Source organism: Bacillus salacetis (assembly GCF_003581585.1).
GTDB lineage: Bacteria > Bacillota > Bacilli > Bacillales > Bacillaceae_B > Rossellomorea > Rossellomorea salacetis.
The window spans coordinates 42,633-58,330 of record NZ_QXIR01000031.1 but is presented as its reverse complement, the minus strand read 5'-3'; the positions used below and the strand labels follow the sequence as shown (position 1 = coordinate 58,330).

Sequence of the window (15,698 nt, the reverse complement as noted above, 5' to 3'; positions counted from 1 at the left end):
AAATTTTAACTAATATCCTGGTAAATCGTCGTAAAACCCCTGTGAGCAGGAAAGAAAAGAGCTGCTCGTTCTTTTTCGAGAGTAAAATCTTTGTATACAGGGGAAAAATCCGGCACCTGGGATTTTTCCGAACGCAACAATATATGCAAAAACAGCCTTAAAAAAAGAGCCTCCCTAAAGAGACCCTTCAAAGCTCAATTATCCATTATTTCAGTTTTCAGCTTATTGGCCGGGATAACTGCAATCATAAGAAGAACCGCCGACACTGCAAATACAGGCACAACCCCGAATTTCCCCGAAAAAAAACCTGCTGCGAGAGTAAAAATTCCAAACAAGAGCGTGGTCACAGCCCCTTGTACAGCAAACACCTTTCGAAGCTTCTCCGGACTGACAATGTGCTGGACCGCCGTCTGCAGGAGAATCACCTTCAGTCCATCAAAAAAACCGAAGATGATGGAAAATACCAACGACAGGGCAGCAATTCCTGTGAACCCAAACAACAACGTTGCCACTGAAGTACAGATCAGGGCTGAAGGCAGCCACTTGTATATATTGGCCGAGAACAATCTATGGGTTTTCAACAGCATGACCCCTGCTCCTATTAGGCCGATGAAAAAGGCTGAATTGATAAAGCCCCACCATTCTACACCCTTTCCAAGCTGCTGGTCTGTATACACATATAATATCGCTGCAGCCCAAACAGCTGTTGCGGCCGATTCTGTTGCATATATAATGAAGATATTCCTTAATTTTGAACTTTTCCAGATTTCTGCCCACCCTTCTGCCATTTCCCCTGCAGGGTTTAACTCCCTGCTTTTCTTCAAAGGAATTCCAGCGCCATACATAGGCAGACTATACATCATAAAGCTGCTTGCTAGGAATATGGCTCCTGACAAGACAATTGTCCATCCTTCTCCTGCAAACGACACAAGAATCCCGCCAACAGCCCATGCAGAAAATTGAACAGCTTGATCAATCGTGGACAAGAATCCATTCGCCCCCATCAAATCTTCTCTTCTAACAATTGATGGAACAAATGAGTTCCGGGCAGGCAATGCCCACCCATCCAAAAAAGCGACACTGCCCACAAGGAGAAACAGGAATGGAATATTCCCCAATCCGTTAAACAGGATCACTGCAGTCACGCCCATTAAGACAGTTTTCAGCATTTGTGAATGAAACAAAAGATTCTTTAAATGAAACCGGTCCAAAATCAAGGGTGCCAGGACACTGCTGACAAACCGGGAAAAGGTCATCACGACCGGAATGATGCTCATCATGAAAGGGGAATGAGTCCATTCATAGGTGGCTGCAATTACGGCTGCAATGAAAAACACATCTCCCCCATTCGCCAAAGCCTGTCCAACCCACAAGTAACGAAAAGCCCTTGTCTTCATCATTCTCCCTCCTTAAAAAGTATGAAATCGTCCGGAAAAAGAATGAACGTAATAATGAAAAGTCTCCATTCATATAACACGAAAGTGACCCGATCAAGCAGCGTACAGATTGAAGCACTCCCGCATCGGATAAAGGAAATACCGCCAGTGCAGTGGCCGATGTTCCTTTTTGGTAAGGAGGAGCCGGAAAGTACGCTGGCAGGTTTGTCCTTAAATCTTTATCCGCAAGGAAAGAGACCGAAATCTCCAGCCGCCGGGGCACTGTATCTGGATTAAATAGAAAGTTCAATTTGCCTTTTTCAATCTTTTCTTTCTATTAGTGTATTATCATTTTCCCTTTATTGGCAATCAAAAACAAAAAGCTTGTCCCTTTAAGGGCAAGCTCATTTCGCCTTGACTATAATTCATTGACTGAAATAGTTAAATCTGCAGGCTTTTTAGGATTATGGATAATATTCACCTTTACGGTTACATCTTTTCCATCCTTCACTACATCGAAAGTGAAAGTATCCTGTACCTGTCCTTCAGCCAAGGACTTCCTTCCATTGTACTTATAATCAGCAAGCTTTTCTCCTGTGTAATCTTCCTTCACCACAGCTGTTGCAATTCGTCCATATTTTTCGTAATCCTGTTGAGCGAATGTCTGCTGGCTTCCCAATAGAAAGAATACAAGTGAAAAAATCACGGTCCATTTTTTCATCTTTATCTCACCTCTGCATATAATTTCATATATAATATGCAGTTATATTCCGCTTACTATTCATCCAATAGAAGGAAAGCCCTGAACAAAGGGACAGCCAACTTTTTCAGTGAAGATTGAGCAGTGCAGTGAACATACTAGTAGTAACCCTTCAGAAGGAGGGAGACAAATGAACAAAGTCGATTACGATAGAGCTTTGTACTATACACATCGGAGTGAATGGGATAACCTTCTCATACTCATGGTACGGACCAAAGACGACCTTTTAGCTAAAAGGATCGAGCATTTCCTGCACGCTTATCATTTTTCCCATGACTACACAATAATTGAACAGAATATGTATACCCTTCTCAGATATATCGAACATGCCAATCTGACTGCAAGTCAAATTGAGCCAATCGAGGAACACGTCATGAAAATATAGGATTCCACCAATCCTGCGGGCTGAGTCATCAGCCCGCTTTTATTTTTGTCCCTTTTCGTAAACTTTGTGGCTATTCAATATAAATTGCAAATAATCTCCTTGGAGTCCGCAGCAAAAACCCGGTAAGCAGGACAGAAAAAAGTTGCTTCTTCTCTTCGAAAGTAAAACCTGGAATACAGGTGAAGAATCCGGCACTTGAAATTTTTTTCGAAAACAGCAGCATATGCGAAAGCAGCCTCCAATAAAGTTTATCACCTAAAAAAGCTGGTACAACTTAAAGGGATAAACAAAACTTTGTCAAATAAAACTATAGGAAGAGGTAATCAATTTGAAGCAAATACATAGTTCACTGAAAGTTTGGTATCTGACTTAAGAAGATCAAAGGAATTTTACGGGGAAAAGCTGGGGTGTGAAGTAACGGATTGGTGGGTCATCAGGGACGGATTCAGCGGGCTCGCACTCAAGCTCCTGCAGGCAGAATCCCCTGAGGATGTCAGGCCGAATAAAGCAGGCAAAGGATCACAAACCGCCTGCGATCTATATTGTTACACAGAAAACTGGAAAGGGCTGGACGAACTACACCGGGATTTCACTTCAAAAGACGTGCCAATCGCCGTCCAGCCATGGATAGATGAAGCCAACGGTCCCTGGAAAGAATTTGTGATTAAAGATCCCGATGGTTATCAGATTGCGTTTGGGGGCACAGACGGCCACTAATTCTTTTCAGACAGTCCATGCTTAACTGCATACAAGGCTGCCTGCGTCCTATCGGAAACTTCAAGCTTTGTGAAAATATTGGAGATGTGGGTTTTGACCGTTTTTTCAGTAATGAACAAACTGGAAGCAATTTCCTTGTTGCTTTTGCCCTTGGCCAGTTCCACCAGCACATCCTTTTCGCGTTTAGTAAGCTGGTGAATAAGATGCGGGGGCCGATTATTCCGTGAAACCCTCTTCAGCAAATGATTGGTAGCCTTGGGGTGAAGAGAGTTTTCGCCGCTCACGAGCTTTCGGATGGAATACACCAATTCATCAGGTTCTATGTCTTTCAGCTGATACCCCGCTGCACCGGCTTCAATGGCAGGAATTACATGATCTTGATCTGAAAAGCTTGTCAGCATCATGATCTCAATGGAAGGATGGGATTGCTTGATATGCTTTGTCGCTTGAATTCCATCCATTTCCGGCATGACCAGGTCCATCAAAATCACATCAGGTTTGTATTTTCCCGCCAATTCCACAGCTTCACGCCCGTTCGCCGCTTCCCCGACTATTTCTATATCTTGTTGGGTTTTCAAGAAGAAGGCCAGTCCCCTCCTTACCACATGATGGTCATCTGCAATCAGTACTCGAATCGTCATTTAGGTTCCCCTCTTCAATATGGAATTTCCACAGTTATTTTCGTTCCAGAGCCCGGCCTGCTGTCAATATGAAATTCCCCTCCCAGGTTTGCCGCCCGTTCCTTCATACCTTGAATGCCCATTGAAGGGATTGACCGGGAAGGACTATATTGAAAACCGCAGCCTTTATCTTCTATTTGCAGAACGACCAACTTTGGAGAGGTTTTCAAGAAGAAATAGATGCAATCTTGACCGGAATGTTTTTTGGCATTATTGACCGCTTCCTGCCCGATTCTCCAAAGGGCTTCCTCGATTTTGGATGGCAGTGCAACGACACCCTCGACTTTTACAATGGTTTCCATTCCAAGCATACCAGCATAGCCTTTTACAGCTTCACCAAAACCATTTTCCAGCCCTTGAGGTTTGAGCTGCCAAATCAAGGCGCGCATTTCCGTCAACGCTTCCTGGGCAAGGCTTTGGATAGTGGAGAATGTCTCCTTCACGTTTTGGTCTTCACTCAGCATCGTTCCCCCTCTGGCTGTCAATGTAAGGGAAAAAAGCAGCTGATTGACTGAATCGTGCAAATCCCTTGCCAGCCTGTTCCGCTCCTGCATCAGTGCCACTTCCTGTTCCTTTTTCGTGAGCATGACCCGCTTTATGGCTGAACCTATTTGAAATGCAACCGATTCCAACAAGGCGAGTTCATGGTCATGGAAATGAGTCTTCTCGGGAGCGGCTACGTTCAATAAACCGAACGATTCATTCCCGGATTGGAGCGGAACCGTTGCATGGTATACAATTCCTCCTGTATCGCCCCGTTCTTCAGTGATTGACTTCTCGATTCTCTGGCACTCAATAATGTTGGACGCTTTCGTCAACTTACCTGCCCTAAAGCGGTTTACACACCAGCAGCCTCCATTTCTGAGCAGGCAGCATCCTTCTTCAGAAAGAGAAGAGGGGATATTATGATAAGCCTCAAGCGAATGGCCGCCTGATTTATCTATAAAGAATATCCAGCCGGTTGAAAAATCTGTACCATTTATCAAGACCTGGAGAGCACAAGAGAGCATCTGCTGCAATTCAGTCTCTTCATTCAACAGTTCCGCAATTTTCTTTAGTAAATGTATATTGGAGTTGCTTCTGTTTTCTATATCCAAAAGGTTCTGCCTCCTTCATGAATAGTATATATACTTTCACGTATGTTTCGTTGGCATTTTGTATGAAAATTTCTACGACTTTAGTTGTAGAAGGAGAATCAAGCAGGGCTCCATCCCTTATTCAACCCCAATAAAAAACAGGCAAACCAATGTCTGCCTGCTATTTGTCAGCTGATCGCTGTTAATCTGCAAAAGAGTTGATCATGGCATGGATCTTTTCCATCAAAGCCTGTTTCAGCCCTTGAAGTTTCTCCTGGCTTTCACCTAAAGACTCTCCGGTAACGCTAAAATAGAATTTAATCTTTGGCTCAGTACCTGATGGGCGGAGACAAATCCATGAACCGTCTTCAAGGAAATACTTGATAACGTTTGACTTTGGCAGGGAAATGGTTTCTTCGATTCCACTTTCAAGTGTCGTGCTAAGACTTGTTTTGTAATCTTCCTGCTTCGTTACCGCAAGTCCGCTGATTTCCTTAAGCGGCTCTTTACGGAAGCTTGATAGGATGGACTGAATTTGTTCTGCTCCTTCTTTACCCTTTAACGTAAGGGATTCAAGACCTTCCTGATAGTAACCGAAGCGTTTGTAGAGATCGATCAACGCATCGTACAGCGTCATCCCTTGCTGTTTAAAGTATGCGGCTGCTTCAGCTGCCATAAGAACAGCCTGGACAGCATCCTTATCTCTTGCAAAATCCCCGATCAGATAGCCATAGCTTTCTTCATATCCAAACAAGAATTGATATTCACCGGATTCTTCGTAATTCTTTATTTTTTCTCCGATGAATTTAAAACCTGTCAAAACATCCTCTACAGACGCCCCATAAGATTCAGCCACTTTTCTGCCTAATTCGGATGTGACAATCGTTTTGAACACTCTTCCATTGGATGGAATCATATTCTTTTCTTTCTTTCGTCCAAGAATATAATCAATCAACACAGCACCGGTTTGGTTGCCCGTTAACAGAATGTACTCGCCATTCTGATCTTTAACAGCAACACCCAAACGATCCGCATCTGGATCTGTAGCAATGAGGATATCGGCGTCCTTCTCCTTTCCGTCACGAATCGCAAGTTCAAATGCCGCTTTGTCTTCTGGATTAGGAGATTTCACTGTCGAAAATTCAGGATCCGGTACAGCTTGTTCTTTAACAATATGAACACCGGCATAGCCAAGGGCCTCAAGTCCTTTTTCCACCATCTTCAAAGCTGTCCCATGAAGAGGGGAGAACACAATGCTTAAATCCACTTCTTTGGCGATCCCTGGCTTTTCGGAAATGGACAGGAGATGTTCCAGATAGGATTGGTCGATTTCTTCACCGATCATTTTAATAAGTCCGGCTTCTTTTAATTCATCTTCTGATTTCACATTGATTTTCAGCTCATTCTCAACTTCATTCACTTTGGCAATGACTTCATCCGCTTCTTTTGGCGGAAGCTGTGCTCCATCTTCACCATACACCTTATAGCCGTTGTATTCAGGCGGATTATGGCTTGCAGTCACCACTATTCCGGAAAAAGCATTAAGTGACCTTACGGCAAACGACAGCTGCGGCGTCGGTTTCAGTTCATCAAACACATAGGTTTGAATGCCGTTTGAAGCAAGAGTCCTGGCAGCTTCCATGGCAAACTCAGGAGACTTATGGCGGGAATCGTATGCGATCGCAACTCCCCGTTTTTTAGCTTCCTCTCCATGAGAGATTATGTATTGAGCCAGGCCTTCTGAAGCCTTTCGTACAGTATAGATATTCATGCGGTTGATTCCAGCGCCGATTTCCCCGCGCATACCGCCAGTGCCGAATTCCAAATTTTTATAGAATGCATCTTCCAGACTTTTTTCATCTTTTTTCAAATCAGTCAAAAGATTGCGCAATTCACTATCCAGATCAGTATGTGCATCCCATTTTTCCCAAGCTGATTTCCAATTCAAGTTCAATCTCCTCCTGTCGGTGACTTACAATATGTAATTCTTGGTGGATTGGTATTTTCCTGTTAAAAGAATCCGCCTTTTTTTGACAACCTTTTCATCCTTTCCATTTTATCATATGGCAAGGACTTTTATGGAGAGCAAACCTTGGAATCCCATAAAAAAATGACCGCTCGCCGGCGGCCATTTTCAATCATTTTTTATAATTTACATTATACACATCGTGACGGCGGTCCTTCAGCTGTCGGACTGTACCGGATTGGCGCTGGCGGCGAAGGACTTCAAGGTCCACATCCCCGATCATTACCATTTCGATATTCGGATTCGTTTCTCCGACGATGCCGTCGCGGGCAAATTCAAAGTCAGAAGGCGCAAAGATCCCTGACTGCGCATACTGGATATCCATGTTTTCAGTTTGCGGAAGGTTTCCGACTGTTCCGGAAATAACTGTATAGACCTGGTTTTCCACTGCACGGGCCTGGGCACAATAACGGACCCTCAGATAGCCTTGGCGGTCTTCTGTACAGAATGGGGTAAAGATGATTTTCGCTCCCCGGTCTGTTGCAATCCGGGCAAGTTCAGGGAATTCAATGTCATAGCAGATCTGGATGGCGATTCTTCCACAGTCCGTGTCGAAGACTTTGACACTGTCTCCAGGACTGATTCCCCACCATTTGCGTTCATTCGGCGTGATATGGATTTTGTATTGCTTTTCAATCGTTCCATCACGACGGAACAGGTAAGCAATATTGTAAATTTCTTCGTCTTCTTCTTTTACAAAATGAGATCCGCCTATGATATTCACATTGTACCGGACGGCAAGATCTGTAAATAATTCGATGTATTCCTCTGTATACTCAGTCAGCTTGCGGATGGCCAGGCTCGGCGACTTTTCATCAAGGAAGGACATGAGCTGTGATGTGAAAATCTCCGGGAATACGACGAAGTCCGACGAGGCATCTGATGCTACATCTGTAAAATATTCCACCTGATTCGCGAATTCCTCAAATGAGTTGATTTTTCTCATCATATATTGAACGACGCAGATCCTGACAGGATAGCTCGTCTTGAAATGGCGTTTGCTTGATGGACGGTAATCGACGTTATTCCATTCCATCAAGGTAGCGTACTTTTTGGACTTTGTATCATCCGGCAGGTAATTCGGATTGATCCTCATCAGGGTAAAACTATTCATCAACTGGAAGGACAGGACTGGATCGTATATTTTATGCCTTGAAACCGAATCCACATACTCCCTCGGTGACATTTCATCATCATGCTTATGGTAGTTCGGAATGCGGCCGCCGATAATGATGCTCTTCAAGTTCAGCTGGCGGGCAAGATCCTTCCTGGCTTCATACAGACGGTGCCCAACCTTCATACGGCGGTAATCAGGATGCACCATCACTTCTATGCCATAAAGATTATATCCATCAGGGTTATGGTTGGTAATATAACCGTTATCTGTAACATCATCCCATGAATGACGATCATCATACTCATCAAAGTTGATGATCAAGCTTGAACAGGATCCTATGATTTCCCCTTCCAGTTCAGCTACAAGCTGGCCCTCCGGAAATACTTCCAGGTGGCTTTCCAGATGTTCCGGTTTCCATGGATCCATTCCCGGGAAACAGAAACTCTGCATCTGAATGATATCGTTAATATCTTTGTGCTGCATCTGCCTTATTATCATCTTTTTTTCAAACTGAGATAAATCCAGTTTTTCTGACATGTATCGTTACACTCCTTTTGTACTCATCTTTATGTTGTACCCGGCAGGCTGCCGGCTTCAAACTAGTACCCCGGCCTCTTCTCCCAAGGTTCTGTAACCCCTGCAACTGTTAAGGGAATCCTTGTATTCAACGCTTTAATGACCCCTTCGGATATCTCATCATCCGTCAGCCATCTGGATTCACCATTCTCTATTTTAAACCCTAAAATGATTTGATGCATGTTTATTGACCGATATTCACTCGATGGCAGAGGGCTCCTGGAGGCAGAGCTGCCGTTCACCTTAAAAATATCGACAGGGCGCCCGTCCCTGCCCAGAATCCCCATAATGGCATCGAAAGATTCAGCCGCCGCGCTCCTCATCCAAATCACCGCTGCATCAAAAGCCCCTTCCGTTTTAATATGCTCATTCAGAAGTTCTACTACCTCATCGGTTTTGAAATAATCTGCCGGCATGAAGGAGACATCCCCATTCATAAGACCGTTATGTACCAGCATCCTGTTGAACTTATCTGTTGACCTGGCAAGGACGGTGACCTCGTCTCCCCTCTTCACCAAATGACGGACTGCTCCCCCGAGCATACCGGTACCTCCGATGACCAACGTATTTCTCAAGATATTTCCCCCTCTCAAGCATTTTAAAAAAGCTCCCTTTCATTCAAGAGAGCTTTTCCAGATTATTATTCATTTATATCCTTGCCATGAATAGATAAAAACTTTTGATAATCCTTCTCTAATTCTTCTTTCGTTTCTTCCCAGGTATAACCAGCTTCTTTAAACATTCTAACGACATCCCAGATTCCGACATCCCAGGGTATTTCTATTTTTTTCTTTTCGTTCATTTTTGGCAGCCTCCTTGTCCAGTTCTTTGACTAATTTGTACCGTATTATTATTGCCGTTGTCAATAGAACCTTTGTTTCATTTGTGGGAATTTATGGTATGATGAATTCAAAAGGAGTGATGTTTATTGAAAGTGAAAGAACGTTTGGAATCCGAAGAATTAAGGGTTTACAAATCCCTTGATCCCCGAAAAAAATTAACCCCTAAAGAAAAATACTACTTTGCCGGCTTGGAAAAAGGATTTATTGGAGAAAAATTATTCGACCAATGGCTGGAGCCGGTACTGGAGAATCGGATTCTGCTGCCTGACATGCAGTTCATGCCAAGTACCACCTTTGTGCAAATCGATACCCTCCTGCTGACTTCCAAGCAACTCTACTTATTTGAAGTCAAATACTACGAAGGCGATCATGTCATTGAAGGGGATAACCTTCTCAGGATGGACGGCACAGATGCCAAAAACCCCCTCCTTCAATTAAAACGGAACGAACCCGTCCTTCGAAGAATCCTGGACAACGTGGGATGCAGCCTCCCCATCCAACCCATCGCTGTCTTCGTCAATCCCCGCTTCCACCTCTATAATGCACCGGTCGGCCTTCCCATCATTTACCCCGCTCAGTTGGAACGATTCATTGCAAAGCTGAACCAGACTCCATCTTTCCTAAAAAGAACCCATACAGACCTCGCCGAAAAATTGATATTTTCTACAGTGGCGGATAATCCGTATGTGCGGCTGCCTGACTATCGGTATAGCGAATTGAGGAAGGGGATTGTTTGTCCTGGGTGTGGGAGGTTTTACAATGGATATTCCAGGGCCGTCTTAGTATGTAGTTTTTGCGGAGGTAACGAGACAGCTCATTCAGCAGTATTAAGAACCATTGAGGAATTTAAATTGTTATTTCCTGATGTCAGAATTACTGTTTCTCAAATTCATGATTGGTGCAAAATAGTAAAAGGGAAGAAAACAGTTAGAAAAATTCTTGAGGAAGAATACTTGTTGAAAAACCAAGGGAGAAGTTCTTTTTATATCGAAAAGTAACAATTTTTTAGCGTAATAGTTCCGGCCGCGATCTATATAGAATAATTAGCCCAAAGTTACATTTTTTAGCTGATTGCCCTCTTTCTGCTGGTTCTCTTCCCTTGATGGGACATTTCATTGCTAAGGATGAACGTTCACTGGGGGTTTTGCCTTTGTTAAGGTAGGTTTCTTGTTTATTCTTACCGCTTCAAATGGAATCCACTCTTTGAATGGTACGTTTATTGACTAATGGTATCTCTCCAACCAGGAATAGAGCCTTGTAGGGGTACGTTTGCTTTCTAATCGTACCTCTCCCTTAGGATTCTGCCCTTGAAAGGGTACGTTCCTCGGCTAATCGTACCCCTTCAACCTAGACTCTCGCCTTGTAGGGGTAAGATTACTGTTTAATCGTACCTCTTCCTTAGGATTCTGCCCTTGAAAGGGTACGTTCCTCGGCTAATCGTACCCCTTCAACCGGAACTCTCATTTTGTAGGGGTAAGATTACTGTTTAATCGTACCTCTTCCTTGAGATTCTGCCCCTGAAAGAGTACGTTCCTCGGCTAATCGTACCCCTTCAACCGGAACTCTCATTTTGTAGGGGTAAGATTACTGTTTAATCGTACCTCTTCCTTAGGATTCTGCCCTTGAAAGGATACGTTCCTCGGCTAATCGTACCCCTTCAACCTAGACTCTCGCCTTGTAGGGGTACGTTTGCTTTCTAATCGTACCTCTTCCTTGGGATTCTGCCCCTGAAAGAGTACGTTCCTCGGCTAATCGTACCCCTTCAACCTAGACTCTCGCCTTGTAGGGGTAAGATTACTGTTTAATCGTACCTCTTCCTTAGGATTCTGACCTTGAAAGGGTACGTTCCTCGGCTAATCGTACCTCTTCCTTGAGATTCTGCCCTTGAAAGGGTACATTCCTCGGCTAATCGTACCCCTTCCACCGGAACTCTCATTTTGTAGGGGTAAGATTACTGTTTAATCGTACCTCTTCCTTGAGATTCTGCCCTTGAAAGGGTACATTCCTCGGCTAATCGTACCCCTTCCACCTAGACTCTCGCCTTGTAGGGGTAAGATTACTGTTTAATCGTACCTCTTCCTTAGGATTCTGCCCTTGAAAGGGTACGTTCCTCGGCTAATCGTACCCCTTCAACCTAGACTCTCGCCTTGTAGGGGTATGTATCCCTCTAATCGTACCTCTCACTTAGGATTCTGCCCTTGAAAGGGTACGTTCCTCGGCTAATCGTACCCCTTCAACCGGAACTCTCATTTTGTAGGGGTAAGATTACTGTTTAATCGTACCTCTTCCTTGAGATTCTGCCCTTGAAAGGATACGTTCCTCGGCTAATCGTACCCCTTCAACCGGAACTCTCATTTTGTAGGGGTAAGATTACTGTTTAATCGTACCTCTTCCTTGAGATTCTGCCCTTGAAAGGGTACGTTCCTCGGCTAATCGTCCCCCTTCAACCTAGACTCTCATTTTGTAGGGGTAAGATTACTGTTTAATCGTACCTCTTCCTTAGGATTTTGCCCTTGAAAGGGTACGTTCCTCGGCTAATCGTACCCCTTCAACCTAGACTCTCGCCTTGTAGGGGTATGTATCCCTCTAATCGTACCTCTCACTTAGGATTCTGCCCTTGAAAGGGTACATTTCTGTCCTACCCACCCATCCACAAGCAACCTGCACCCCCACCTCCACCAAAAACAAAAAACCACCAAGCGCATTCCAAGCACTCAGTGGTTGATGATCCTGCACAAGGCAGAATAATAGAGGAGAATTACAAGATGAATCAATGAAGAGATTGGTGAGGATCTCTTCTTGATTATTTATAAGTATGCCTTACTAGACCTGTTTTATACGGAAATTTGAATTTTTTTAGACAAGCAGCTGATTGGCTGGTTTAGCGTAGAGGCTGACTTTATCGTGGTAATTGCAGCATCCGCGGAAATGGTACAGCTCGAATGGGAAGAATAGATTGAAGCTTTTTAAGATGCACAGATTGTGATCATACATTTCTTCATAATCATTTTTTGAAGAGTCTGCCTCGATTAAGGAAATGAGCGTTTGGAGACTGGAGATCAATTGAAAAGCCTCTTTCAGCGTACCATTATACTTTGCGTAATCTGTATTAGTGTGGAGAATTTCGAGTTCTTCAAATTGTTCGATCTCGTCATCTGTAAAATAACGAGGGAAAATAGTACAATAAATGTACGAAATTAATTCTTGGATGGTATCCTCCTGTTCCTCTGTGGAAGCCAATAATATTTTCACATATAACCCACCTTTGTAACGATTGTCATCTCTATGTAATAGTTATTCTAAGAATACCATAAATATAGTTCTTTCCGGGTGGTAATTATAGCCATGGTGACATCGGAACTAATTAAAAATAAGGATTAAATACCTATATAATGCGCTACCAGCCACGAAAAAAGGAGTTTTTTGATGAATACATGCGATAAAGGTCCTGAATTCAATATTTCCATTCCGGCGAAATGGGAGAAAGTAACAGCGGAGGCTTTAATGAGGGACATTTGGCGGGCACCAAAAAAGACAATCCATCAGTTAAGGATGGACAAGGCCATCACGTTGAATGGAAAGCCGCTCCATTGGAACCAGCCGCTTAATCAAGGGGATGTTCTTCATTTTTCCCTTCAGCGGTTTGATTACGGAGTGATCCCTGCCAAAATGCCGTTGATAGTTCTCTATGAAGATGCCCATTTGCTGATTGTCAACAAACCTGCCGGGATAAATACACACCCAAATGATCCCCATTCCGAAAAGGACACATTAGCCAATGCCGTTGCTTGGCATCTGCAGGATAGAGGAGAGAACGCCCAGGTGCAGCATATTCACCGGCTTGACCGGGATACAACGGGGGCCGTCATATTTGCCAAGCACCCCTTGGCGAAAGGGATTTTGGACCGCCTCCTTGCGGAAAGAGAAATCAAGAGAACCTATTGGGCGATTGTCCATGGATTCCTGAAACAGAAAAAAGGCACGATCAATAAAGCGATTGGCCGTGACCGGCATCATAATTCACGGAGAAGGACTTCTCCGGCAGGACAGTCTGCAGTGACACATTTTCAGTCGCTGGAGCAAAATACATCCAAGAGCCTGAGTTTAGTGCAGTTGATTCTTGATACGGGGAGGACCCATCAAATCAGAGTCCATATGAGTTCAATCGGCCATCCTCTTGCAGGGGACCTCCTGTATGGCGGAACTAAGATTGCCAATAGGCAGGCCCTCCATGCCAAGTATATTTCCCTGCCTCATCCTCTCACCGGGGAGAGGATGACATTTGAAGCCCCTTTCCTGGATGAACCGCCGTTGTTTCAGGCTTTTTTTTGAAAAAGCAGGGTTCCCAAAATAATTTCACATAGGGGATTATCCCCTCATAAAAAAGCAGATATCCCAATGGATACCTGCTTTTTTCGAAGAAATTATTTCAAGCCGTTTGCGACTGCTTCCGTCACAGCTACTGTGCGTTTTGCCTGATGTTTGACTGCTGCTTCAACATCCTCGACCATGTTGCCTTCCTGATCGACCGTTACGCTCGTTCCGTAAGGATTACCACCTGCCGCAAATAAAGCCTGGTCAGTGTATCCAGGAGCTGCAAGGATTGCACCCCAGTGCATCATTGTAGTGTAAAGGGCAAGGATCGTCTGCTCTTGTCCGCCATGAGGGTTAGCAGCTGAAGACATTGCACTTACAACTTTGTTGGCTAACTTGCCTTGTGCCCATAGGCCTCCTGTAGAATCCAGGAATTGTTTTACTTGTCCAGGTACATTGCCGTAACGAGTCGGTACACTGAAAATGATTCCGTCTGCCCACTCAAGATCATCTGTAGTCGCTGTCGGGATGTCCTTTGTGTTTTCAAGATGCTGTTCCCAGGCAGGGTTTGAAGATATTGCTGCTTTTGGCGCAATTTCTTCTACTCTTAATAACTTAACCTCTGCACCCGCTTCTTTAGCTGCCGATTCAGCCCATTGTGCAAGCTGATAGTTTGTTCCAGTAGAACTGTAATAAATCACCGCGATATTTGCCATCTTTAAAAACTCTCCTTTTCCTTCAATATATTTTTAACCTGTAACAGGTTAAATTCTTGCCAAATTTCATATGGCACAGCTTTTTACTCCATCCCATACTTTTCCCTTCGCAGTCTGGAATAAACCTTTCATATTCCAATATTACGAATATATTTATCTTTAATTCGAGATAATTATATATCCTATCTGACTTGTCTGTCAAATAAGAAATTTCCCTTTAACGCATTAACGCACCGGGGGACTGTCCCCCGGTGCGTTAATGCAATAATGTTTAAAAGTCTAATTTATCAGGATCTGCGCCGTATCGCTCGTCCATGTTTAATGAGTTGATCTGGCTCATATCTTCGAGACTAAGTTCAAAGTCAAAGAGATTGATATTTTCTTTCATCCTGCTTTCACGGACTGACTTCGGAATAATGATAACCTCATTCTGCAAGTGCCAGCGCAGGATGACCTGTGCGGCTGATTTGTTGTATTTTCCAGCGATATGGTTCAATGTCGGTTCTTCCAGCAGCCTTCCGCGCGCAATCGGCGACCAGGCTTCCACTGCTATTCCGTTTTCCTGGCAGTAGTTCCGCAGCTCCTGCTGGCTTAATCGCGGGTGAAGTTCAATCTGATTGATGACCGGTTTCTCATTACTGGCCTTCATCAAATCTTCCAGATGGTGCTCCTTGAAGTTACTTACACCTATGGCTTTAATAAGCCCCTCTCCATAAAGGCGTTCCATTGCTTTCCATGTGTCCTTGTATTTATCTGCTACCGGCCAGTGAATGAGATATAGATCCATATAATCCATATCAAGTTGCCTCAAACTCTCTTCAAATGACTTGAGAGTGGAATCGTATCCCTGGTCAGTATTCCAGACCTTGGATGTAATGAATAGGTTCTCCCTGCCGGCCCCTGATTCTTTCACTGCCTGCCCGACACTCTTTTCATTTTCATAAAATGATGCTGTATCTATGGAGCGATACCCTGTCTCTATCGCTTTTTTGATAGAGCCCACCGCTTGTTCATGGTCATCCATCTTGTAGACCCCGAGTCCGACAGACGGTATTTCCACTCCGTTATGCAGCCTTTGTGTACTTTGAAGATTTACAGCCAAATTCATTACCT

The 15,698-nt window shown here is 44.0% G+C and carries 15 protein-coding genes; 4 read left to right on the top strand and 11 right to left on the bottom strand.

Annotated elements, in window-relative coordinates:
- Positions 1-194: 194 nt before the first annotated feature.
- Entirely contained in the window at positions 195-1,397 is a 1,203-nt protein-coding gene (locus D3H55_RS18655; RefSeq protein ID WP_168413172.1) for an MFS transporter, read from the bottom strand.
- Positions 1,398-1,794: 397 nt separating this feature from the next.
- The gene (locus D3H55_RS18650) at positions 1,795-2,097 is read right to left on the bottom strand and encodes a DUF3889 domain-containing protein (protein ID WP_119548810.1); all 303 of its coding nucleotides are present in this window, start codon (positions 2,095-2,097) and stop codon (positions 1,795-1,797) included.
- A 169-nt stretch (positions 2,098-2,266) separates the two neighbouring features.
- On the opposite strand from D3H55_RS18650, the gene D3H55_RS18645 reads away from it, so the two are divergent.
- Both D3H55_RS18645 and D3H55_RS18640 read left to right on the top strand, forming a co-directional pair.
- The gene (locus D3H55_RS18645) at positions 2,267-2,521 is read left to right on the top strand and encodes a YhdB family protein (RefSeq protein ID WP_119548809.1); all 255 of its coding nucleotides are present in this window, start codon (positions 2,267-2,269) and stop codon (positions 2,519-2,521) included.
- Between the two features lie 357 nt (positions 2,522-2,878).
- Positions 2,879-3,238 (top strand): VOC family protein, encoded by a 360-nt coding sequence (locus tag D3H55_RS18640; protein WP_119548808.1) that lies wholly within the window; start codon positions 2,879-2,881, stop codon positions 3,236-3,238.
- Here D3H55_RS18640 and D3H55_RS18635 read toward each other — a convergent pair.
- The 6 genes from D3H55_RS18635 to D3H55_RS24495 form a co-directional block, all read right to left on the bottom strand.
- The gene (locus D3H55_RS18635; protein WP_119548807.1) at positions 3,235-3,879 is read right to left on the bottom strand and encodes a response regulator; all 645 of its coding nucleotides are present in this window, start codon (positions 3,877-3,879) and stop codon (positions 3,235-3,237) included. The genes D3H55_RS18640 and D3H55_RS18635 overlap by 4 nt on opposite strands.
- A 14-nt stretch (positions 3,880-3,893) precedes the next feature.
- Positions 3,894-5,009, bottom strand: coding sequence for a GAF domain-containing sensor histidine kinase (locus D3H55_RS18630; RefSeq protein ID WP_119548813.1), 1,116 nt, complete (start codon positions 5,007-5,009; stop codon positions 3,894-3,896).
- 187 nt (positions 5,010-5,196) lie between these two features.
- Positions 5,197-6,942: a phospho-sugar mutase gene (locus D3H55_RS18625; RefSeq protein WP_119548806.1), complete on the bottom strand. Its 1,746-nt coding sequence runs from the start codon at positions 6,940-6,942 to the stop codon at positions 5,197-5,199.
- A gap of 190 nt (positions 6,943-7,132) precedes the next feature.
- Positions 7,133-8,674 carry a bifunctional GNAT family N-acetyltransferase/carbon-nitrogen hydrolase family protein gene (locus D3H55_RS18620; protein ID WP_119548805.1) on the bottom strand — a complete coding sequence of 514 codons (1,542 nt, stop codon included), beginning with the start codon at positions 8,672-8,674 and terminating at the stop codon, positions 7,133-7,135.
- A 62-nt stretch (positions 8,675-8,736) separates the two neighbouring features.
- Positions 8,737-9,288 (bottom strand): NAD-dependent epimerase/dehydratase family protein, encoded by a 552-nt coding sequence (locus D3H55_RS18615; RefSeq protein WP_119548804.1) that lies wholly within the window; start codon positions 9,286-9,288, stop codon positions 8,737-8,739.
- Between the two features lie 65 nt (positions 9,289-9,353).
- Positions 9,354-9,515, bottom strand: a complete 162-nt coding sequence (locus tag D3H55_RS24495) for a hypothetical protein (RefSeq protein WP_168413171.1) — start codon at positions 9,513-9,515, stop codon at positions 9,354-9,356.
- Positions 9,516-9,647: 132 nt separating this feature from the next.
- Between D3H55_RS24495 and D3H55_RS18610 the strand changes: the two genes are divergently transcribed.
- The gene (locus tag D3H55_RS18610; protein WP_119548812.1) at positions 9,648-10,553 is read left to right on the top strand and encodes a nuclease-related domain-containing protein; all 906 of its coding nucleotides are present in this window, start codon (positions 9,648-9,650) and stop codon (positions 10,551-10,553) included.
- Between the two features lie 1,858 nt (positions 10,554-12,411).
- Here D3H55_RS18610 and D3H55_RS18605 read toward each other — a convergent pair.
- On the bottom strand, positions 12,412-12,807 hold the full coding sequence (locus D3H55_RS18605; protein ID WP_119548803.1) for a DUF5365 family protein: 396 nt from the start codon (positions 12,805-12,807) through the stop codon (positions 12,412-12,414).
- Positions 12,808-12,981: 174 nt separating this feature from the next.
- Here D3H55_RS18605 and D3H55_RS18600 point away from each other — a divergent pair, with 174 nt between their 5' ends.
- Positions 12,982-13,887: an RluA family pseudouridine synthase gene (locus D3H55_RS18600; protein ID WP_119548802.1), complete on the top strand. Its 906-nt coding sequence runs from the start codon at positions 12,982-12,984 to the stop codon at positions 13,885-13,887.
- Between the two features lie 92 nt (positions 13,888-13,979).
- On the opposite strand, the gene wrbA is transcribed toward D3H55_RS18600, so the two are convergent.
- Both wrbA and D3H55_RS18590 read right to left on the bottom strand, forming a co-directional pair.
- On the bottom strand, positions 13,980-14,585 hold the full coding sequence (wrbA, locus tag D3H55_RS18595; protein ID WP_119548801.1) for an NAD(P)H:quinone oxidoreductase: 606 nt from the start codon (positions 14,583-14,585) through the stop codon (positions 13,980-13,982).
- Between the two features lie 271 nt (positions 14,586-14,856).
- Entirely contained in the window at positions 14,857-15,687 is an 831-nt protein-coding gene (locus D3H55_RS18590) for an aldo/keto reductase (protein WP_119548800.1), read from the bottom strand.
- Positions 15,688-15,698 lie beyond the last annotated feature (11 nt).